The sequence below is a fragment of the Bradyrhizobium sp. 197 genome, assembly GCF_023073375.1.
Classification (GTDB): Bacteria; Pseudomonadota; Alphaproteobacteria; order Rhizobiales; family Xanthobacteraceae; genus Bradyrhizobium.
Genome location: NZ_JADPJJ010000162.1, coordinates 50,896 through 72,022, shown reverse-complemented (window position 1 = coordinate 72,022; position 21,127 = coordinate 50,896). Strand labels below are relative to the sequence as shown.

The window sequence follows — 21,127 nt, the reverse complement described above, 5'->3', positions numbered from 1 at the left end:
AATCAGCGACAGGTTGCAACGGGACCGCAGCATCACCCGCGCAAAACATGCAACCGGCTGCAACTTCGTGCGTGTTGCTAGAGCTGCTGCACGTCCACGACACCCGCCACCGCCTTGATGGCGCCCGCGATCTGCGGCGAGACCTTGAAACGGCCGGGCAGCTTCATCTCGACCTCGGTCTCGAGGTCGAGCATCATCACCAGCGAGACCTCACCGTCGCCGTTGGAGCGCGGCGCGGTGCCGGGACTGCCGACTTTCGGTGCCGCGCCGTTCGACGCCGCCATGTCGGGTCCGGCGAGACGCTTGGCGATCGAGTCCAGCGGCTTGGTGTCGCGCACGAAAATGCGCAGGCCCTTCTGGGTCTTGGCCGCGGCGTCGTCCAGCGGCTCGGCATGCAGCACGCGGGCGCGCACGTCCTCGCCCTGGAGCTCGGCACCGAGCTGGAGCAGCACGGCAGCGCCCGGCTCCAGCACGTCGCGATATTGCGCGAGGCCTTCCGAGAACAGCACCGCCTCGAAATGTCCGGTCGGATCGGACAGGCCCATAATGCCCATCTTGTTGCCGGTCTTGGTGCGCCGCTCCATGCGCGACACCACGGTGGCCGCGACCTTGCCGGCGGTGGCGCCGGTCTTCACCGCGCGCGAGAACTCGGCCCAGGACTGTACGCGCAGCCGCTTCAGCACGGTGGCGTAATCGTCGAGCGGATGTCCCGACAGGAAGAAGCCGATCGCGTCATATTCGCGGCGCAGCCGCTCGGCCGGCAACCATGGCTCGATCTGCGGCAGCATGACGGTCGGCGCATCGGCCGAGCTGCCGAACATGTCGTTCTGGCCGATCGTCTCGGCCTGATGCGCGCGCTGGCAGGCGGCGAGGATCGCGTCCGCACCGGCGAAGACGCGCGCCCGGCTCGGCTCCAGCATGTCGAAGGCGCCGGCCGCGGCAAGACTTTCGATGACGCGCTTGTTGATCGCGCGCGGATTGACCCGCGCGGCGAAATCGGCGAGCGAGGTGAACAGTCCCTTCTTCGTCCGCTCCTCGATGATCTGCTCGACAGCGGCAATGCCGACGCCCTTCAGCGCGGCGAGCGCGTAGTAGATCGTCTTGTCGCCGACCTCGAAGGTCGCGCCTGAGCGATTGATGTTCGGCGGCTCGACCTTGATGCCGAGGCGCTGCGCCTCCGAGCGGAATTCGGAAAGCTTGTCGGTGTTGTTGAGATCGAGCGTCATCGACGCCGCGATGAACTCCACCGGGTAATGCGCCTTCATGTAGGCGGTGTGGTAGGACACCAGCGCATAGGCCGCCGCGTGGCTCTTGTTGAAGCCGTAGTCGGCGAATTTCGCCAGGAGCTCGAAGATGGTGTCGGCCTGTGCCTTCGGCACGCCGTTCTTCACCGCACCGGCAACGAAGATCTCGCGCTGCTTCTCCATTTCGGCGCGGATCTTCTTGCCCATGGCGCGGCGCAGCAGGTCGGCGTCGCCGAGCGAATAGCCCGACATCACCTGCGCGATCTGCATCACCTGTTCCTGGTAGATGATGACGCCGAAAGTCTCTTTGAGAATCGGCTCCAGCACGGGGTGCAGATATTCCGGCTCCTCGTCGCCGTGCTTGCGCAAACAATAGGTCGGGATGTTCGCCATCGGACCCGGGCGGTAGAGCGCGACCAGCGCGATGATGTCCTCGAACCGGTCGGGGCGCATGTCGACCAGCGCGCGCCGCATGCCCTGGCTTTCAACCTGGAACACGCCGACCACCTCGCCGCGCGCCAGCATCTGGTAGCTTTCGGCATCGTCGATCGGCAGCGTGGCGAGATCGACATGGATGTCGCGCGGCTTGAGCAGCTTGATCGCGACGTCGAGCACGGTCAGCGTCTTCAGGCCGAGGAAGTCGAACTTCACGAGGCCCGCGGGCTCGACCCATTTCATGTTGAACTGGGTGACCGGCATGTCCGACTTGGGATCGCGGTACATCGGCACCAGCTCGCTCAACGGGCGATCGCCGATCACGATGCCGGCGGCATGCGTCGAGGCGTGGCGGGTCAGGCCTTCGAGGCGCTGGGCGATATCGAAGGCGCGCGCCACCACCGGGTCTTCGTCGCGGAACGCCTGGAGTTTTGGTTCGCTCTCGATCGCGGCAGCCAGCGTGACAGGCGCGGCCGGATTCTGCGGCACGAGTTTTGTGAGCTTGTCGACCTGACCGTAAGGCATCTGCAGAACGCGGCCGACGTCGCGCAGCACGCCGCGCGCCTGCAGCGTTCCGAAGGTGATGATCTGCGCGACCTGATCGCGACCATAGCGCTCCTGGACGTACTTGATCACCTCGCCGCGGCGGTCCTGGCAGAAGTCGATGTCGAAATCCGGCATCGAGACGCGTTCGGGATTGAGGAAGCGCTCGAACAGCAGGCCGAACTTGATCGGGTCGAGGTCGGTGATGGTCAGCGCCCAGGCGACCAGCGAGCCTGCGCCGGAGCCGCGGCCCGGCCCGACCGGTATGCCCTGGCCCTTTGCCCATTTGATAAAGTCGGCCACGATCAGGAAGTAGCCCGCGTATTTCATGCGCATGATGACGTCGAGCTCGAACGCCAGGCGCTTTTTGTAGTCCTCGTCAGTGGTGCCCGGCGACAGGCCGTGCACTTGCAGACGGTTGCCGAGCCCCTCCTCGGCCTGCCGCTTCAATTCGGCCGCCTCGACCGCGGCGGCATCGGAGCTTGCGGCAGCGCCGACCGTGAAGAACGGCAGGATCGGCTTGCGCGTCATCGGGCGGAACGAGCAGCGCTCGGCGATCTCCACCGTCGAGGCCAGCGCCTCCGGAATGTCGGCGAACAGCACCGCCATCTCGGCGCGGGTCTTGAAGCGGTGGTCGGGCGTGAGCTGCTCGCGCTCGGTCTCTGCGATCAGCCGCCCGCCGGCGATGCAGAGCAGCGCGTCATGCGCTTCGTAATCGTCGGTCGCGGCGAAATACGGCTCGTTGGTCGCAACCAGCGGCAGGCCCTTGACGTAAGCGATGTCGATCAGGCTGCTTTCGACTCTCCGCTCCTTCTCGGTGTTGTGGCGCTGCAGCTCGACGTAGAGGCGGTCGCCAAACAGGCTGGCCAGACGCTCGCAGCGCGAGGCGGCAATTTCGGCCTGCCCCGCGGCAAGCGCCAGCGAGATCGGCCCATCCGGACCGCCCGTCAGCACAATCAGGCCTCCGGTCTCGCCCTCCAGCCAGTCAAACTTGATGTGGGAGGCATGGGTGTCGGGCGTCTCCAGGAACGCGCGCGAGTTCAGCCGCATCAGGCTGCGGTAGCCGCGCTCCTGCGCGGCCAGCAGTACCACGCGCGAGGGCAGAAGCGCGTTGCGCGCACTGGGATCCTGGTCGCCGAAATCGATCGAGATCTCGCAGCCGACGATCGGCTGGATGCCGGAGCCCGCCATCTTGTCGGAGAACTCCAGCGCACCGAACATGTTGTCGGTATCGGTCAGCGCCAAGGCCGGCTGATGGTCTTTCTTCGCAAGCTCGGCGAGCTTGGCGATCTTGATCGAGCCCTTGAGCAGCGAATAGGCCGAGTGAACGTGAAGGTGGACAAATCCGGCGCTCGGCATGGTCGCGTGACGGCCTCTTGCAGATGGATGGAGCGGTCGCCGGCACCGGAGGCATCATGCATTCGCCAAGCCGACTCGCCTCACAATGGTGGGGTCTCACCGCTTCAGAGTCCACGCCGGAGCGGCCGATCGGTCGCGTCGTCCCGCTTTTCCCCAAGGGGCACCCGTGAGCCGAGCACCGGTTTACAAAACCGCGGGTCTAGAGCTGCGGAATCACCTGCGCCCAGATTGCGATCATCCCGACGAACAGCGCGATCGAGGCGAGTGCGGCGGCTTCTTCGACGAAAATCCTGAACATGGCTTGCTCCATCACCAGAACGTATGAAGAACATTGTTCTCATTTTGTTCCTGGGAGTCAAGCCGTCTGCGCCATCTTGAAAAGCGATGGTTAACTCGCTGAATTCAAACAATAAAAAAGCCCCGGCACAAGGCCGGGGCTTTCATCAACCGCTCGATGGAGCGATCAAGCTCAGTAACGGCCGAGCATCTGGCCGGGGCCGAACTTGTAGTTCAGGCGGACGAGGCCCATGTCGACGTCCTGCTTGACGTGGACCGGCAGAACACCGATGCCGCCGGTCAGGTTCTGATCGTTGCCACCCAGGAAGATGTGGTTGTATTCGGCGCCAACCGACCAGTTCGGAGCGAACCCGAACTCGAGGCCCGCGCCGACCGTGCCGCCCCAACGAGTGTCGCTGGCCGATGCAAGCGACACGCCGCCGAAAGAGGCGTCGTACTTGGTGCCAACCACCGCCGCACCACCCTTTACGTAGAGCAGCACGTTGTTCCAAGCGTAGCCGACCTGACCGGTGATCAGACCGAACGAGTCGATCTTTGCGTTGTTGGTGAAGCCGGAGATCGCTCCAACGTGGCTGCCGGAGAAGTCAGCCCAGTTGCCCTGGCCTTCCACGCCGAACACCCACTGGCCCGACTGCATGCGGTAGCCGATCTGGCCACCAACCGTGCCCCCGGTCGCGTCATGCGAACCATCGCGGCCGAAGCCCACCAGATCCCACGTCGCGTGCGAGGAACCGCCGCCGCCGTTGACGCCGATGTAGAAGCCGCTCCAGTCGTAGATCGCGGCAACCATCGCGGGCGCCTTGGTGTAAGGCCGCGCAGCGAGGTCAGCAGCCACCGCCGGCGCAGCCGCGCCGAGCGCGACAAGGCTCACAGCAGCAAGCAACAGATTCTTGTTCATTTGATTCCCGTTCCAGTTTTGTCGTGAGGCCCCCGGGCCGTGTCGTCGTTCATACCAGCGCTCGACGGAATTGCTGTAACCTCGACGCCACAGTCCGCCCCAAAGGGCTGCGCTTCATTAATGAAGATTTATCAGGGCGCGCTGGAAACCCTTTGAAACAAGAGTTTTCACGAGTTCCAATGTCGGTTACACGACATATACGGCATGCACGCGTAACAATATCGCGCGCACATTCGCGTGATTGGAGAATTGAAATGCGCAGACGAATTGCTTTCCCCATTTCTGCCATATTTTCGCTCGCGCTCGCCACATTTGCGTTTGCGCCCGGCGGAAGCACGCCGGCGCATGCGTTCGGAACTCACCATGCCTTCTGTCTCACCGGCGATGAATGGCCGGGGCTCAGCAATTGCACGTTCGACAGTTACGCGCAGTGCCAGGCGAGTTCGTCGGGCCGCGCCCTCACCTGTATCGCGAACCCGTATTTCGCAGGCCAGAGCGATGATCCCTACGCCTACCAGAACAGGCCGCACGCGCAGACGCCTGGTTATCCGCCGGGCTATTTCCTGCGCTAAGCTGCGTCGCACTCGCTTCGCGCTCCTTGATTGCCGCTACGCCTCCCTCGAGCAGTGCAGGTATTTGGCCGTGGGTCTGTCGGCGACGCGCACTGCGAACCGGTATTTTGCGCAGAAGAAGCCCCCTCGCCGCGCAAGGCGCCTCAATTAAATCGGGACGCTGATATGCGGCCTGCCCAGCGTTCAGCTTCCGGTGTTGACGCCGACTGATCCGGGTTTAAGTACGACAGAGAAATCTTGCAGGGGTGGCGACGTTTGCTGGGCTGGTTCCCGTTGACGCCACCATTGCAGGACACATGACGACATCGCACCGAGCGACCTCGCCCCGCGCGACCGCGGCCTCAGCACCCCCTCATCTCGCCATCGTCCTGTTCTCGCTCGCGATGGGCGGCTTTGCGATCGGAACCACCGAATTCGCATCGATGAGCCTGCTGCCGTTTTTCGCCGCCGACCTCGGGATCGACGAGCCGACCGCGGGACACGCAATCAGCGCCTACGCACTCGGCGTCGTGCTCGGCGCGCCACTGATCGCCGTGCTCGGCGCGCGATTGGCGCGGCGCGCGCAGCTATTGGTCCTGATGGCCGTGTTCGCGCTCGGCAATGCCCTCACCGCGCTGGCGCCGGGCTTTGGCTGGATGATCGCAGCGCGTTTCCTCTCGGGATTGCCCCACGGGGCCTATTTCGGCATCGCCGCGCTGGTCGCGGCCTCCCTCGTTCCGCAACATCGCCGCGCGCAGGCGATCGGCCAGGTGATGCTCGGCCTGACCACTGCCACCATCATCGGCGTGCCGCTGGCCAATCTGATTGGGCAGGCCGTCGGCTGGCGCGCGAGCTTCGGTCTCGTGTCGGTGCTGGCGCTGCTCACGGTCCTGCTGTGCGCCCTGTTCGCGCCACGCGACCAGGCAGGCCGGTCCGATCCGCTGCGAGAGCTGGGAGCGCTGCGAAGCGGCCGCGTCTGGATCACGCTGGCGATCGGCGCCATAGGCTTCGGCGGCATGTTCGCCGTCTACACTTACCTGGCGACCACGCTGATCGAGGTGACCAAGGTCAGCCCCGCGGTCATTCCGCTTTTTCTGGCCGTGTTCGGCATCGGCGCCACGCTCGGCAATCTGTTCGTGCCGCGCTTTGCCGACCGCGCGCTGATGCCGACCGCGGGCGTCATCCTGTTATTCTCGGCAGTTGCGCTGCTGGTGTTTCCGCTTGCCGCCGGCAATCCCTGGCTGCTGGCGGCAGACGTCTTCGCGATCGGCGCCAGCGTCTCGCTCGGCGCCATTCTCCAGACGCGGCTGATGGACGTCGCCGGAGACGCGCAGGCGCTTGCGGCCGCCCTCAACCATTCGGCATTCAACACCGCCAATGCGCTCGGCCCGTTCCTCGGCGGCATCGCCATTCGCGAGGGGCTGGGCTGGACCTCCACCGGCCCAGTCGGCGCCGCGCTGGCGGTTCTGGGTTTCCTGATCTGGATCGTCGCCTATCGCGACGCCAGATCTGCTGAAGCCGAATCTGCTCCGGTCGATGTCAGCTCGGGAAGCAACGCGGCCGCACCGGAGAATCCTCCGGCGAAACTGGCGCCACCGTTGGCGCCGGATGATCGAAGCCGTTCGGATGCCGCCAGTGATCCGGTGGCTTGAGGACGCCTCCTCAACCAGCCATCGTAACGATCAAAGGTCCGCTTCGGGTGGCGATCACGGTGTGCTCGTATTGAACAGTCGCCGCTTCGGGGCTGCTGTAGAGCGTCCACGGATCATCGCCATCCTGTGCCCACTCGGCGCCCAGGGACAGGAATGGCTCGACCGTGAACACCAGGCCGTCGCTCATGATACGGCGTTCGGAGCGGTCGGGCCATGTCGCGATCTCCGTCGGCTCCTCGTGGAGCGACAGGCCGACACCGTGGCTAGCAAGGTTCCTGACCAGGCTATAACCGTTCTTCCGCGCGAAGGTCCCGATGGCCTGACCGATGCCGGCAATCGGTTTGCCGGCTCCAACCTGCCGCAGGCCCGTCCACATCGCGCGCCTTCCATCCCTGCAAAGACGTTCGACCACGCGGGTTACGGGCGGAACGGCGAATGACGCTCCCGTATCCGCAAAGAAGCCGTTCTTCGCGGCAGACACGTCGATGTTCGCAAGGTCGCCGCGCGCGATCCGTCGCTCACCCGGAATGCCGTGAGCGATCTCCTCGTTCACGCTGATGCAGGTCGCCCCGGGAAAGTCGTAGGCCAGCTCCGGAGCCGAACGTGCGCCGGCAGCCTCCAGCAGTGTTCGTCCGATCTGGTCGAGCTCGGAGGTGGTCATGCCCGGCTCGAGCGCCTTGCCCATCGCCTCGAGAGTGTTGGCGACGATGCGTCCGATCTCTTTCAGGCTGGTGAGGTCGTTGTCATCCGAGATTGTCATATCAGGCTCTTCCGAAAGCCGGGGCATAGCGCTTGTGAAGCCGGCTTGCAAACGGAAGGACCCATGCCAAATCGCGTCGGCGCAAATGCTTCTTGCCGGACGGCCCGGTCTTTCGAAAACGCACGACGTGACGCACCGGACCTCGCAATCGCCGTTCATATGACATTTCAGCGATGCTATCCCCCTGTCGCTCTCGACAACACAGACGAGAGAACTGGAGAATGTTCATGTCTATCGCGAACAACGGAATCGGCCGGCGAGACTTCGTTGCATCGTCGCTGGTCGGTACCATTGGCCTCACCTTCCCGCTCACTTCGATCGCGTCATCCGCTCAGGCCGCAGAAAGCACCGCAAGCCCTGCCGGCGGCGCCAGCATCCGCAAATTCAATATCAGCATCCCCGACTCGGCGCTCGATGACCTGCGCCGGCGCATCGGAGCAACGCGCTGGCCCGACCGGGAGACGGTGCCCGACACATCGCAAGGCGTGCAACTCGCGCGGCTGCAATCTCTTTGCGGCTACTGGGCCAAGTCCTATGACTGGCGCAAGATCGAAAAGCAGCTCAACGCACTGCCGCAGTTCATCACCGAGATCGATGGCCTCGACATCCATTTCATCCATGTCCGGTCACGCAATCCCGACGCGCTGCCCATCATCATCACGCACGGCTGGCCGGGTTCGATCCTCGAAATGCTCAAGACCATCGGACCGCTGACCGATCCCGTAGCGCACGGTGGGCGCGCCGAGGACGCCTTCCACGTCGTCATCCCCTCGATTCCCGGTTACGGTTTCTCGGCGAAACCACGCGAACTCGGATGGGGCCCGGACCGCGTAGCGCGCGCCTGGGACGTGCTCATGAAGCGGCTGGGATATGTCAGATACGTCTCCCAAGGCGGCGACCATGGATCGGTGATCTCCGACGCGCTCGCCCGTCAGAAACCTGCTGGCCTTCTGGGTATCCACGTCAACATGCCGCCGACTGTGCCTGCCGAATACGTCAGGGGCATCAATGCCGGCGATCCGCCGCCTGCAGGCCTTCCTGAGCCGGAACGCGTGGCCTTCGAGACCCTGAGCAAGTTCTTCGCGCGAAGCGCGGCCTACGGCGCGATGATGGTGACGCGCCCGCAGACGATCGGTTACGGGCTTTGCGACTCGCCCGCGACACTCGCTGCCTTCATGTACGAGAAGATTGCCGAGTGGACGGACAGCGGCGGCGAGCCCGAGCGCGTGCTGACCAAGGACGAAATCCTGGATGCCATCTCGCTCTATTGGCTCACCGATACCGGCGCGTCGGCCAGCCGGTTCTACTGGGAAAACAACAACAACAACTTCAGCTCCGCCGCGCAGAAGACCACGGAGATCACGGTGCCGGTCGCGGTGACCGTATTCCCTGCCGAGATCTATCGCGCGCCGAAGACATGGACCCAGCGCGCCTATCCGACGCTCCATTATTTCAACGAGGTCGACAAGGGCGGCCACTTCGCGGCGTGGGAGCAGCCGCAGCTCTTCGCCGCCGAGATGCGGGCAGCGTTCAGATCGCTACGCTAGGCAGTTCAATCCATGAACCGGGACATGAACCGGGGCGACGGCACGTTGCCAATGCTCTCGACGCGCCCGGTCGAGCGATGGCCAACGGTTTCGGATCGATCGCCAAAAGTTGCTCCAGGCGCTGCGCGACGGGCAAGGTGGCGCGGCTTTGACCGGAAAAGGCAGGTGGGTCCAACCGCACCTGCTCAATTGACAAGAGCATCGTACGCGCGACACACGCGAAATTGTAGGCATGTAAGCTGCGCGTAAGCAAAGCGGAGGAGACCGCAGGGTTTCCGCTGCAGGCCGGCAAGTACGGGGTCTGGCGCGGCCGCATCGCCCCTGACATGGTCATGGCGATGCCGGCGCCCCGCTCCCTGCATGTCCGCGAAATCACACCAATGCCGGACGGAAAGCCAGACACAACAAAGTTCGGCATCGACATGGCGGGCTTAGTTCGTCTTGACGAACTTGTACGTCCCCTTCTTGTGGCCAATGACCTGACTGATGCCATCGAAGTTGCTCTTGAGAGGGTCGATGGTGACGACGAGCGCGGCTTGAAGACCTTCGAATTTGCCGGTCCCCCCAGTTATGTTGCAATTGTTGGGGGATGCGGGCATCCAGTCGCATTGCTCGAACACTTGATCGCCGTCCTTGTCCACGTAAGCACAGAACCCATGAATTTCGGCGGTCTTCGCCGATGGATCCGTTAGGCGGCTGAGCTGACAACGTCCGCCCATGTTGTTGAGTACAGGATTTCCCGCCTCGTTTGAGGCTGCCATGGCTTGGTTCATGAGAACAAACTCTCTGCCGCCGCCGATCGGCATCGGCTTGGGAGCAGGAATCGGCGTGGCGGTAAATATGACCGAGACGGCGCCTTCCGGCGGCATACTCTGAGCCTGGACACCCGTAGTTATCAGAACGACCGCGACTGAAAGCAATGCGACGTTTGCGTGTACAATGACCATCGTTAGCTCCCTTTAAGTTAAGGTGGTGCAGAGAACTATTGCGAGCAAAGCAGGCTATGCCTTGAGTTACTTTGCTGCCTGCTGCGGCTGGGGCGGCGGCGGCTTGGGAATCGACGTGAGCATGCGAATCTTCCATTGCCCGTCCTCACGAACATCGAGAGCGGTCCAAATAACGGTGAAGTCTATGGGAGCACCTGTCTCGCTCTTGCCAGTAACGCGAGATTCGCCGGTTACCAGAGCCGTGCTTTCTGACAATGACTCAACCTCGGTCATCTTTACCTCGAGACGACTAACTCCCGCTCTGAACGCGTTCTCATAGTACTTGGTATTATCCACGACTCCGTCTTCAGTAACACGCATATAGCTCTTCGTATAAAGTGAAGTAATCCCGGCGGCATCCTTGTTGTTGAAGTACTGCTCGTAGGCAGAACCTATCTTTCCAATTTCTTCTTTGAGATTCTGATCTGACGCAGTCGCAGGAATTGCTGATAGTAACAGCGAGATAAATACAGATCCAAATCTGCGCATGATGCTACTCCCTACTGTTGATGCCTCTCCAGACGAGAGGCAGTTGCGGACACCCACTGTTTGCTCGAATTTGTTGGTTCGTCCTCATGGTGGCAGGAGAGCGGCCGCTGTATCGAGCCCGCCGCTGAGTTCGGGCGACCGCACGAAAAGAAAACGAGAGGTCGCCGGTATTTCAGCGTCGTCCTTGCCGTCCTGGCCGATCAGGATCAATCCGGCTCCGCCATTCGCCACGTTAAGAACCACCGGCTCTCCACTCCACGTCTTGATTGGCTGCATTCCCACGATGAGAAATTCGCCCATTGGCTGATCAAAATATTGAAGGCGCAATTGCGGACCGATCTCCGCTGCCGCAAGTTCAAAGCCAAGTTGCCGGGCCCGCGCGTAAATGACGGCCAGCGGCACGCTATCGGTTTTGAAGCCAAGCTCGATCGCAGACACCACTACAAGCTCCACGCCTGTCTTGTTGGAACTGACGGTGAAGGCCGGTCGAGCGAGAACTTCCGCGGCCAGCGCGCCAATACTGCAACCTACGGAATTCAATGCATTGCGCAACGCAATGGAATTGGCAAAGGTGCCGACCGCTATCGTCTTCCATGTCGGAACATCGCGGGCGGCCCCGATGAGTTTTTGCGGCTGATCAACTGCACGAACTTTGCCGAGCTTCAGTTGATTCTGTAAGACGTCGCGCGCCGAGCATTGTTCCCATGCCTGCAGCGTGGACTGAAACAAGGGGGCGGCACAGAGAAATGCAACAATCAGGCAATGCCTGCTCCGCCCCGCGTTCGGATGATGATCTATTGCGGCGCGATCCGCGTGGCTTATCGGAATGCACATGTCGAAGATCGACTTTGTTGCAAAGCTCGACTGAAAGAACCCGCCTCCGAGTCAATGGGAAGAACGGAGGCCAATGAAAAAACATTGTCCGACCGCACTCAAAAGGGGGGCCGGAGGCGGGGCGCTATTGGCTCAAGTATTCCAATTTCAAATGAACGGGCGGCAGTCCGTAAGCCCGATAGCCCGTCGCATCAAACCGAAAACGGAATGACGTGGCTGAAACGTAGCACCACGGGTCCGACGGTTCAATCTGCAACTCCGCCCACCAGCGTGCATAACGCGCTTCGCCGCGATCGCGACGTTCGAACAGCCCCTCTGGCACTCGAAGGCGTTACGTCGATTAAACTCGGCAATTCTCAGGTTCGCCGCGAACACCACTCCGCGCGAAAAATTGCCTGCCAGTGACGATCCGAGTCCATCCACCGAGAAAGGGCAGAGTTGCTTCCGCTTACGAAGCCTGAACCAGAATCAAGCCGCTGAAGACGAACCTTTATCGAGATTGAACTGGAGGTTCACTCCTCACACGTTGCTCGATACATGCCTCTTGGAAATTTTACACAACTATGGAGGTAGCCCCATGCCGATCGTTCAATTTACTCGCTTCAAGACCGACAAGGCCGAGGAAATGGTCCAGATTATCAGGCGGGCGAAGAAAATCTTTGAAAAACATGGTGCCGAATTTCTTCGGCTCTCCCGTTTCCACACTGGTGCCTGGACAGGAGAGTTGCTGGTTGCGACGCGCTACTCCAGTTGGGAGGTTTACGGCAAAGTGCAGGAGGCCGTGGCAAAGGACCCGGAGTTTGCGCAGGTGCAAGCTGACGGAATGAAGATTGCCGAACTACAGAGCCGTAACATTGCCGTTAGCATCGATCTCTAGTCGGGGCGCCGCCCCGCAAACTACATTAAGCGCGGAGGCCGCTGGACATATGCCGGCGGCCTCCCCAATCTGCTGCCCGGTGGCGCAGGCCGGCTGATTCAGGCTCTCGATCATCCGCCGAATGGACGGCGGTACGATCTCGGGCGTGAACGCGCGCCTGTCGCCGCCGCGCGCCAGTGCCTTCAGATGCCTATGCTGGGTCTTGCTGAGACGCAGCGCGCGAGCCTGCGCGTCGAAGGTCTTGGCCTTTGCGTTCTACGCCCTGGAGCATGATCCGGAAAAGTGTGCAGCGGTTTTCCGGAAAGATCATGTTCAAACAATAACCTAAAGCGCGATGACGATTCATCCCAATCTCATCGCGCTTTGGACTGGCGTGTAGATCACCAGCTTCAGCGCGGGATCATCGTTGGCCTGAAAGCTCGTGTGTTCGAACTGGAGCACGCCCCTGGTCGGGTGGTTCATGGTCTTGAGGCCCGCGGCGGTGCTGCGGATGTCGTGCGCTTCCCACCATTTGACGAATTCCGGACTGCCCTCGCGCAGCCGCGTGAGCAACTCCGTGAAGGCGGGATCGCCCGCCCAGACGTCGTGGGTGGCGCGAAACATCGCGACCATGCTCTTGGCGACGTCGTTCCAGCCGGCACCATAGAACTTTCGCGTCTGCTTGTTCGTCATCACCAGCAGCAGCGTGTTGCGGTCCTGCTCGGGCAATTGTCCGAACCCGAAGACCTCCTCGGCCGCTTCGTTCCAGGCCAGCACGTCCCAGCGCCGTCCCGTGACATAGGCGGGCTGCGTCAGGCTCTCGATCATCCGCCGAACGGGCGCCGGCACGATCTCGCGCGTGAACGCGCGCTTGTCACCGTCGCGCGCCAGCGCCTTGAGATGGGCATGCTCGGTCTTGCTGAGGCGCAGCGCGCGGGCAAGCGCGTCGACGGTGGTCACCGACGGACTGACGGTGCGGCCCTGCTCGAGGCGGATGTACCAGTCGACGCCGATGCCGGCGAGCTGCGCGACCTCTTCGCGACGGAGCCCTGCGGTGCGGCGCCGCCGGCCAGCGGGAAGCCCGACGGTCTTCGGCGACAGCTTTTCGCGGCGGGACCTGAGGAAGTCGCCGAATTCGACGCGGCGTGGATCGGCCATGATGACATGCCTCGATGGAGGGCCTGGACAATACTAGGATAATACCAGGCCTTCCTGCGCCTGGAAAGGCGGCGCATATCGGCTTCACCCTGCTTTGAGGTGAGATCATGAAAGCTGCCGTACTGAAATCCTTTGGATCCCCGCTTGCGATCGAGAAAGCCCCGGACACTGTGCTCGGGACCGGCGAGGTGATCGTCGACGTCGTGGCCACGCGTGTGCTGTCCTACATGAACGAGGTCTTCAGCGGGATGCGCAACTATGCGCTCGACCTGCCGATCATCCCGGGTCCTGGCGGCATCGGACGGGTGCGTGCGATCGGCCCGGACGCGACGAAGCTCAGCGTGGGCGACTGGGTGTTCTGCGATCCGACGGTGCGTTCGCGCGATGACGCCGCAGCGCCCGACGTCGCCCTGCAGGGGCTGACTGCCCCCGGTGCCGGCGCCATGCGCCTGCAAAAGCACTTTCGCCACGGTTCGTTTGCCGAGCAGATGCGCGTGCCAACGGAGAACGTGAAGCGCCTTGGCCAAATCACGTCCGACGAAGCCACGCAATGGTGTGCGCTGGGGACGCTGCTGGTGCCCTATGGCGGCTTCGTCGCCGCCAACCTTCAGCCCGGCGAGACCGTGCTGGTGAGCGGGGCCACGGGAAATTTCGGCAGCGCAGCGGTCTCGGTCGCGCTCGCGATGGGCGCGGCTTGCGTGGTCGCCCCCGGCCGCAACGACAAGATTTTGGCCGATCTCGTCGGGCGCTTTGGCGACCGCGTGAGGCCGGTCAAACTCACCGGCAACGAGGACGACGACTGCGAGAACATGAAGCGTGCGGCTCCCGGGCCGATCGATTGCGTGTTCGACATCATGCCGCCCTCGGTGAGCACGACCGTCGTGCGCGCGGCGATCATGACGGTGCGCGCTTACGGCCGCGTCGTGCTGATGGGCGGCGTCGGCATGGCGGGCGGCGCGGGCCTCGAGCTGCCCTACCCCTGGATCATGCGCAACTGCATCAGCATCCACGGCGTCTGGATGTACCCGCCGGATGCAGCAAGCCGCCTGATCGCGCTGGTGCGCGCCGGACTGCTGCGGCTCGACGAATACGAGACCACGGCCTTCGATCTCGACCATGCCAACGAGGCGGTCGAACACGCCGCAGCCAATGGCGGTCCGTTCAAATTAACAGTGATCCGGCCGTAAATCGCCTTCCGCGGCGGCGATGCGCCGCCGCGGCTGATATGCCCGACATGTCAAATGGCTGGAGGAAGTCACGCCTGACGTAGCCGGCCACGCCCGGCTACTGTGCATTGTTTTCGCGTTTTTCATTCGAGCTCGATGACGTTACTCGAGCTCGATGACCTGGCCGTTCGACAGCGACACGCGCCGGTCCATGCGGCCGGCCAGCTCCATGTTGTGGGTCGCGATCAGCATCGAAACTTTGGTCGCCTTGACGAGCTGCATCAGGGCCTGGAAGACGTGGTCCGCGGTGTGCGGATCGAGATTGCCGGTCGGCTCGTCCGCGAACAGCACCCGCGGCGCGTTGGCCACCGCGCGCGCGATCGCAACGCGCTGCTGCTCGCCGCCCGACAGCTCGGAGGGACGGTGCGTGATGCGCTCGCCGAGGCCGAGATAGCCAAGAATCTCCTTGGCGCGCTTGACGCTCTCGGACTTCTTCAGGCCGCGGATCATCTGCGGCATCATGACGTTCTCCAGCGCCGAGAACTCCGGCAGCAGCCGGTGGGACTGGTAGACGAAGCCGATATCGGTGCGGCGAAGCTGGGTGCGCTCGATGTCGGGCAGTTGCGAGGTCGGCGCGCCATTGACGTAGACCTCGCCGGAATCGGGCGCCTCCAACAGCCCCGCAATGTGCAGCAGCGTCGACTTGCCCGAGCCCGACGGCGCCACCAGCGCGACGGATTGACCCGCCCACAGCGCGAGCTTGGCGCCGTCCAGGATCGTCAGCGGCACCTCGCCCTGCAAGTACTGCCGCTTTATCTCGTGGAGATAAATGACCGGTACATCTTCCGCCCCCTGCTGCTCCATCAGCCCCTCACTCGTACCGCAGCGCTTCGACGGGATCGAGGCGTGCGGCCCGCCAGGACGGATACAGCGTCGCCAGGAACGACAGCGTCAGCGCCATGATGACGACGGCCGAGGTCTCGCCGATGTCGATCTCGGCGGGCAGCTTCGACAGGAAATAGAGCTCTGGCGAAAACAGCTCGGTGCTGGTCAGCCAGGACAGGAATTGCCTGATCGACTCGATGTTGAGGCAGATCACCAGCCCGACGAAGAAGCCGACCATCGTACCGACCACGCCGATCGAGGCGCCCGTGATCAGGAAGATGCGCATGATCGAGCCTTGCGAGGCTCCCATCGTGCGCAGGATCGCGATGTCGCTGCCCTTGTCCTTCACCAGCATGATCAGGCCGGAGACGATGTTGAGCGCCGCGACCAGCACGATCATGGTGAGGATCAGGAACATCACGTTGCGCTCGACCTGGAGCGCGTTGAAGAAGGTCGAGTTGCGCTGGCGCCAGTCGACCAGGAACACCGGCCGGCCCGCCGCCTCCGTCACGGCCTGGCGAAACGCTACGATCTGATCCGGATTGGTGGTGAAGACCTCGATCGAGGTGACGTCGTTGCTGCGGTTGAAATAGGCCTGCGCCTCCGCGAGCGGCATGAACACGAAGCCGAGATCATACTCGGACATGCCGATCTCGAACACCGCGGCGATCTTGTACGGTTTTATGCGCGGCGTCGTGCCCATCGGGGTGACCGCGCCCTTCGGCGCCACCAGCGTGATGCTGTCGCCAGCGTGCAGCGACAACTGGTCAGCGAGTCGCCGGCCGATCGCGACCCCCTGCCCGTCGTCAAAACCCTCGAGCGAGCCCTGCTTGATGTTCTTGGCGATCGAGGTGAGGTTGTTGAGATCGTCGGAGCGGATGCCGCGCACCAGGACGCCCGAGGCGTTCCACGGCGATGACGCCAACGCCTGGCCGTCCACCACGGGCGCGGCGAGCCGGATGCCCTGGACCTGGCTGAGACGGTCGGCGACGTCCTTCCAGTCGGTCAGCGGCGATTCCAGCGGCTGGACCAGGATGTGGCCGTTGAGCCCCAGGATCTTGTCGAGCAGTTCCTTGCGGAAGCCGTTCATGACGGCCATGACGATGATCAGCGTCGCCACCCCCAGCATGATCCCGAGAAAGGAGAATCCGGCAATGACCGAGATGAATCCCTCCTTGCGGCGCGCCCGCAAATAGCGCGCCGACAGCATCCACTCGAATGGCGCAAAAGGCGCGGTCTGTGCAGTCTTGGTCATGGGTTCATCCATCGGTTGATAATCCCATGATTCGGGGTCAATTGTGGCCGGATTGCCGGCCCATTACCGCGCGGTGAACACTATTCAGCCGGCCAGGCGCGCAACCACGTCCGCAGGCGACATATTCTCGCGCGAGCCGTCGGCACGCCGCTTCAACTCGATCTTGCCGTCGGCGAGCCCCTTCGGCCCGATCATGATCTGCCAGGGGATCCCGATCAGGTCGGCGGCGGCGAATTTGGCTCCGGCGCGCTGGTCAGTGTCGTCGTAGAGCACGTCGACGCCCTTGGCGGAAAGCTCCGCATACAGCTTCTCGCAGGCCGCATCGACCGCGGCATCGCCCTGCTTGAGGTTGAGAATCGACACCCGGAACGGGGCCACGGCCTCGGGCCATTTGATGCCGGCATCGTCATGGCAGGCCTCGATGATAGCGCCGAGCAGGCGCGAGACGCCGACACCATAGGAGCCGCCGTGGATCGGCACGTCGACACCATCGGGGCCCGCAACCAGCGCCTTCATCGCGTCGGAATACTTCGTGCCGAAATAGAAGATCTGCCCGACCTCGATTCCGCGGGTGTTCACCCGCTTGTCCGCGGGCACTTCCTGCTCAAAGCGCGCGGCGTCGTGAACGTCTTCCGTCGCCGCATAGACCGAGGTCCATTGCTTGATGATCGGCGTCAAATCGCTCTCATAGTCGACGTCCTCGCCCGGCACCGGCAGGTCCAGCACGTCGCGATTGATGAAAACGCCGGATTCGCCGGTCTCGGCCAGCACGATGAACTCGTGGCTGAGATCGCCGCCGATCGGGCCGGTCTCGGCGCGCATCGGGATTGCCTTCAGCCCCATCCGCGCGAAGGTGCGCAGATACGCCACGAACATCTTGTTATAGGCGACGCGCGCCGCGGCCTCGTTGAGGTCGAACGAATAAGCGTCCTTCATCAGGAACTCGCGGCCGCGCATCACGCCGAAGCGCGGGCGCTGCTCGTCGCGGAATTTCCATTGGATATGATAGAGATTGAGCGGCAGGCTCTTATAGGACTTCACGTAGGCGCGGAAGATCTCGGTGATCATTTCCTCGTTGGTCGGCCCGTACAGCAGCTCACGCTTGTGGCGGTCGGCGATGCGCAGCATCTCCGGACCGTAGGCATCGTAGCGGCCGCTCTCGCGCCAGAGGTCGGCGAGTTGGAGCGTCGGCATCAACAGCTCCAGCGCACCGGAGCGGTCCTGCTCCTCGCGCACGATCTGCTCGATCTTCTTCAGCACACGAAAGCCGAGCGGCAGCCAGGCATAGATGCCGGCGGCCTCCTGCCGGATCATGCCGGCGCGCAGCATCAGCCGATGCGAAACAATTTCCGCCTCTTTCGGATTTTCCTTCAGGATCGGCAGAAAGAACCGCGACAACCGCATGGCAATACTCGAGGAATCAGGTGACGGCTTGCAGTGAAACCGGATTGGGAGCCAAAACACAAGACCGGGAATGAGGAAAAGCCGCTAAGGCAACGGAATTCCTGTCATTTTTCCGTCGACTTCAGGTTCAGCTTGAACTGTCGAAGAGCCGGATTCAGGGCGCCCCCACCTCGAGTTCGTCCTCCAGCGTGATCATCTCGAAATCGGTCACCAACGCGTCGATCCGCATATGCCAGCGGCCGGCAAAGGGAAGCTCGACCTTGCGCACGTGCCAGTAGCCATCGGGTCCTAGCGAAGCGTTCCGCTCCATCGGCTCGATGCCCCGTTCAGGCAGGCTCAGGGTCAACGTCGCTTCCTTGGCGGTCAGCGGCGTCGCGTCGCCGGTCTTGAGCTGGAGCACGAAATCGTCGAGCCCGGCCTTACCCGGCGAGACCAGGACTTGGAACATCGCCTTGTCGGTGTGAATGTGGATGGCGAGCGGCGTCTCCGGAACGATCGTCCGCGGCGGCGACGTGAAGCGCCAGCCCGCGACGACGGCAAAGATGCCGAGCGCGATGGCGCATTCGAACAGGATCGAGCGCTTGAGGGCTGGCGCGGCCTTGTGATCCCCGGGGAGCGCCGGGGTCAGGCGAAAGCGGTTGAGCGCGGCAAGCGCCAGCAGCACCAGGACCAGCGCCAGCTTGATCGAGAGGATCAGGCCGTAGCGGGTCTCGACCAATGCAGACAGCTTTTCAAGCTGGACGAAGGCGAGCGCGAGGCCGGTCAATGCGAGAACGCCAACGACCGGGACGGCGATGTGGGAAAAGCGGTTCACGACAGGCAATGCCGCGGCTGGCGACTTCGACACAAGTGCAGCGAGCGGGACCAGCGCGCCAATCCAAAAGGCAACGGCGAGGCCATGCAGGAAGATAGCAGGCCGCGTGAGCGCCTCGGGCGGTGCCGTAGCAGCGTGCCCGGTCATGGCGAGCGACAGACCGACGCCGACGAAGGCGATGAGAGCAAGAGCGCGTGCATACCCCGTACCGCGCAGCGCCATTAACGCGAACAGCATCGCAGCGATGGCAACAAGCAGCGCGGGGCCGGCGCTAGTCTCAAATGCGACTTTCCAGGGAGCAATCGTCGCGAGAGCCGCCAGCGGCAGCCCAAGAAGATCGAGACCCAGCGCACCAAGGGACGCAACCGCGCTCGGAAGGCCGATCGCGAGCGCTATGCGCGGCACGGCCACGCCGGTCATCGACCACGCAACGCAGCGCGCAAAGAACACGCCGCCGGCGCCGACGAACAGGCCAAGATAGAGACCGACCCGCGTCAGCCAGATCAGCACGTTCAATCCGCTATCCGCGTTTGCCGGAGGTTGCGTCCCCGTCGGCCGGCCGATCGAGAAGATCACCGATCCCGCGACGGGATGGCCATCCTGCGAGATCACGCGATAGCTGACGACCGCCGTGCCCTGCGGCAGGTCCGCCGGCGTCGCAATCGAGATCGTCTCGCCCGATGCGCTGACGCGCACATCACCCCGCGCCCTGCCCGCGCCGTCGATCAGTTGGATCGCGCCCGGCGTCACCGCCTCGTTGAAGCGCAGCTCCACCGTCTTCGGCGCGCTCGCGAGCATGCTGCCGCTCGGCGGCTCGACCGCGACGAGGGCCGCGTGCGCCGAGGCGCCGGTCGCGAAGCCGACAAAGAGGAGCAGCGCGGCGAGCAGGCGCATCAGGGTTTTGGCAGGAGTTTTACGCCCGGCGCCGGTGACTTGCCCTCGCGCGAATGCCCCGCTCCCTCCGCTGGAATCTCGATCCAGCGGCTGACGCCGGTCTCGCATTCCTGGACGACGGGGAAGTACAGAATCGTGTTCGGCTTGAGCGTGTCGGTCAGGGCCGTGTGCATGACGAACTCGTCATAGTTCTTGTCCGGCAGCTTGCCGCCCGACCAAGTCACCTCCTTGACGCCGGAGGAGAGCTTGGTGCCGTGATAGTCGTATTCGCCGGCATATTTGCCCTCGACGACATCGACGTTCCAGCCGGCCTTCGGCATCGGCTTCACCGCGATCACGCCCTCGGGGATCTGCACCCGGATCTTCACCGTCGGCGAGCCCGCGCAACCGTGCGGCACGGCGAAGACGGCTTTGTACGATCCCCCCACAGTCGCCTGCTTGGCTTCGAGGAAGACGTGCGCGGTCGCCGGCGTTGCCGCAAATGCACTCAGAAAAATCAGCCAGATTCGCGTCGACATGTTCGGTCTCCCGAAGGTCCGGATCATGCTCGTCACATCTTCATTCCCGAATGATCAGGCATTTTCTTCATCATCTGCCCGCTATCGCCGGGCGCCTGGGCGCCGACGCCCTGGACGTCGAGGGAGACGGCAACTTTGCCGGCCTTCTCGAACTGAAGCGTCACCGGCACCTTGTCGCCCTGCTTGAAGGGGCCCTTCAGCTCCTGAAGCATGAGGTGGTAGCCGCCGGGGGCGAACTTCACCGTCTTGCCGGGATCAATCACGAGGCCCTTGTCGAGCAGGCGCATCTTCATCACGCCGTTATCCATCGCCATTTCATGGACCTCAGCCTTCCCCGCGATATCGGCGGAAATGCTGACCAGCTTGTCGGCGGTCGTGCCCTTGTTCTCGATGGTCAGATAACCGCCGGCGACCTTGGCGCCGCCCGGTGTCGCCCGGCTCCACGCCTGCGAGATGACGAGATCGCCCGCCTTGACGTCGTCGGCCACCGCTGGCGCCGCGCAGAGCGCGAGAGCGAACGCCGCGAACAGCACATCTTTCAACATGGTCTTCATATTGGTCTTCCCGTTTGCAGATTGAATT

At 63.2% G+C, this 21,127-nt stretch carries 18 protein-coding genes; 5 read left to right on the top strand and 13 right to left on the bottom strand.

The annotated features are described in order from the left end of the window. Positions 1 to 77: 77 nt before the first annotated feature. The gene (dnaE, locus tag IVB27_RS35660) at positions 78 to 3,581 is read right to left on the bottom strand and encodes a DNA polymerase III subunit alpha (RefSeq protein WP_247447370.1); all 3,504 of its coding nucleotides are present in this window, start codon (positions 3,579 to 3,581) and stop codon (positions 78 to 80) included. Between the two features lie 469 nt (positions 3,582 to 4,050). Further along, on the bottom strand, positions 4,051 to 4,776 hold the full coding sequence (locus IVB27_RS35655; RefSeq protein WP_247447369.1) for an outer membrane protein: 726 nt from the start codon (positions 4,774 to 4,776) through the stop codon (positions 4,051 to 4,053). Positions 4,777 to 5,030: 254 nt separating this feature from the next. Between IVB27_RS35655 and IVB27_RS35650 the strand changes: the two genes are divergently transcribed. Together IVB27_RS35650 and IVB27_RS35645 are read left to right on the top strand one after the other, a co-directional pair. Continuing rightward, positions 5,031 to 5,348, top strand: a complete 318-nt coding sequence (locus tag IVB27_RS35650; protein ID WP_247447368.1) for a DUF3551 domain-containing protein — start codon at positions 5,031 to 5,033, stop codon at positions 5,346 to 5,348. A gap of 296 nt (positions 5,349 to 5,644) precedes the next feature. After that, positions 5,645 to 6,979, top strand: coding sequence for an MFS transporter (locus IVB27_RS35645; RefSeq protein WP_247447367.1), 1,335 nt, complete (start codon positions 5,645 to 5,647; stop codon positions 6,977 to 6,979). 10 nt (positions 6,980 to 6,989) lie between these two features. Here IVB27_RS35645 and map read toward each other — a convergent pair whose 3' ends face one another. Continuing rightward, positions 6,990 to 7,739, bottom strand: coding sequence for a type I methionyl aminopeptidase (gene map, locus IVB27_RS35640; protein WP_247447366.1), 750 nt, complete (start codon positions 7,737 to 7,739; stop codon positions 6,990 to 6,992). Positions 7,740 to 7,966: 227 nt separating this feature from the next. On the opposite strand from map, the gene IVB27_RS35635 reads away from it, so the two are divergent. Further along, positions 7,967 to 9,286, top strand: coding sequence for an epoxide hydrolase family protein (locus IVB27_RS35635; RefSeq protein WP_247447365.1), 1,320 nt, complete (start codon positions 7,967 to 7,969; stop codon positions 9,284 to 9,286). A gap of 431 nt (positions 9,287 to 9,717) precedes the next feature. Here the strand turns inward: IVB27_RS35635 and IVB27_RS35630 are convergent, their stop codons facing one another. From IVB27_RS35630 to IVB27_RS35620, 3 genes are all read right to left on the bottom strand, one after another. Beyond that, positions 9,718 to 10,233 (bottom strand): hypothetical protein, encoded by a 516-nt coding sequence (locus IVB27_RS35630; RefSeq protein WP_247447364.1) that lies wholly within the window; start codon positions 10,231 to 10,233, stop codon positions 9,718 to 9,720. Positions 10,234 to 10,299: 66 nt separating this feature from the next. Then, positions 10,300 to 10,761, bottom strand: a complete 462-nt coding sequence (locus IVB27_RS35625; RefSeq protein ID WP_247447363.1) for a YybH family protein — start codon at positions 10,759 to 10,761, stop codon at positions 10,300 to 10,302. Positions 10,762 to 10,845: 84 nt separating this feature from the next. Then, the gene (locus IVB27_RS35620; RefSeq protein ID WP_247447362.1) at positions 10,846 to 11,595 is read right to left on the bottom strand and encodes a hypothetical protein; all 750 of its coding nucleotides are present in this window, start codon (positions 11,593 to 11,595) and stop codon (positions 10,846 to 10,848) included. 577 nt (positions 11,596 to 12,172) lie between these two features. On the opposite strand from IVB27_RS35620, the gene IVB27_RS35615 reads away from it, so the two are divergent. Continuing rightward, a complete protein-coding gene (locus IVB27_RS35615; RefSeq protein WP_247447361.1) occupies positions 12,173 to 12,472 on the top strand; it encodes a hypothetical protein in 300 nt (99 codons plus the stop codon). Between the two features lie 342 nt (positions 12,473 to 12,814). On the opposite strand, the gene IVB27_RS35610 is transcribed toward IVB27_RS35615, so the two are convergent. Next, positions 12,815 to 13,609, bottom strand: a complete 795-nt coding sequence (locus IVB27_RS35610) for a helix-turn-helix transcriptional regulator (protein ID WP_247447360.1) — start codon at positions 13,607 to 13,609, stop codon at positions 12,815 to 12,817. A gap of 107 nt (positions 13,610 to 13,716) precedes the next feature. Here IVB27_RS35610 and IVB27_RS35605 point away from each other — a divergent pair, with 107 nt between their 5' ends. Next, on the top strand, positions 13,717 to 14,796 hold the full coding sequence (locus IVB27_RS35605; RefSeq protein ID WP_247447359.1) for an alcohol dehydrogenase catalytic domain-containing protein: 1,080 nt from the start codon (positions 13,717 to 13,719) through the stop codon (positions 14,794 to 14,796). Positions 14,797 to 14,937: 141 nt separating this feature from the next. Here the strand turns inward: IVB27_RS35605 and IVB27_RS35600 are convergent, their stop codons facing one another. From IVB27_RS35600 to IVB27_RS35575, 6 genes are all read right to left on the bottom strand, one after another. Continuing rightward, positions 14,938 to 15,639: an ABC transporter ATP-binding protein gene (locus tag IVB27_RS35600; protein WP_211398118.1), complete on the bottom strand. Its 702-nt coding sequence runs from the start codon at positions 15,637 to 15,639 to the stop codon at positions 14,938 to 14,940. A 7-nt stretch (positions 15,640 to 15,646) separates the two neighbouring features. Then, entirely contained in the window at positions 15,647 to 16,915 is a 1,269-nt protein-coding gene (locus tag IVB27_RS35595) for a lipoprotein-releasing ABC transporter permease subunit (RefSeq protein WP_524536539.1), read from the bottom strand. 84 nt (positions 16,916 to 16,999) lie between these two features. Further along, positions 17,000 to 18,319 carry a proline--tRNA ligase gene (gene proS, locus IVB27_RS35590; protein WP_247349275.1) on the bottom strand — a complete coding sequence of 440 codons (1,320 nt, stop codon included), beginning with the start codon at positions 18,317 to 18,319 and terminating at the stop codon, positions 17,000 to 17,002. Positions 18,320 to 18,473: 154 nt separating this feature from the next. Further along, positions 18,474 to 20,027, bottom strand: a complete 1,554-nt coding sequence (locus tag IVB27_RS35585; protein WP_247447357.1) for a copper resistance CopC/CopD family protein — start codon at positions 20,025 to 20,027, stop codon at positions 18,474 to 18,476. Continuing rightward, entirely contained in the window at positions 20,027 to 20,545 is a 519-nt protein-coding gene (locus IVB27_RS35580) for a YcnI family copper-binding membrane protein (protein ID WP_247447356.1), read from the bottom strand. Before IVB27_RS35580 ends, IVB27_RS35585 begins: the two co-directional genes overlap by 1 nt. A 32-nt stretch (positions 20,546 to 20,577) precedes the next feature. Continuing rightward, positions 20,578 to 21,099: a copper chaperone PCu(A)C gene (locus IVB27_RS35575; RefSeq protein ID WP_247447355.1), complete on the bottom strand. Its 522-nt coding sequence runs from the start codon at positions 21,097 to 21,099 to the stop codon at positions 20,578 to 20,580. Positions 21,100 to 21,127 lie beyond the last annotated feature (28 nt).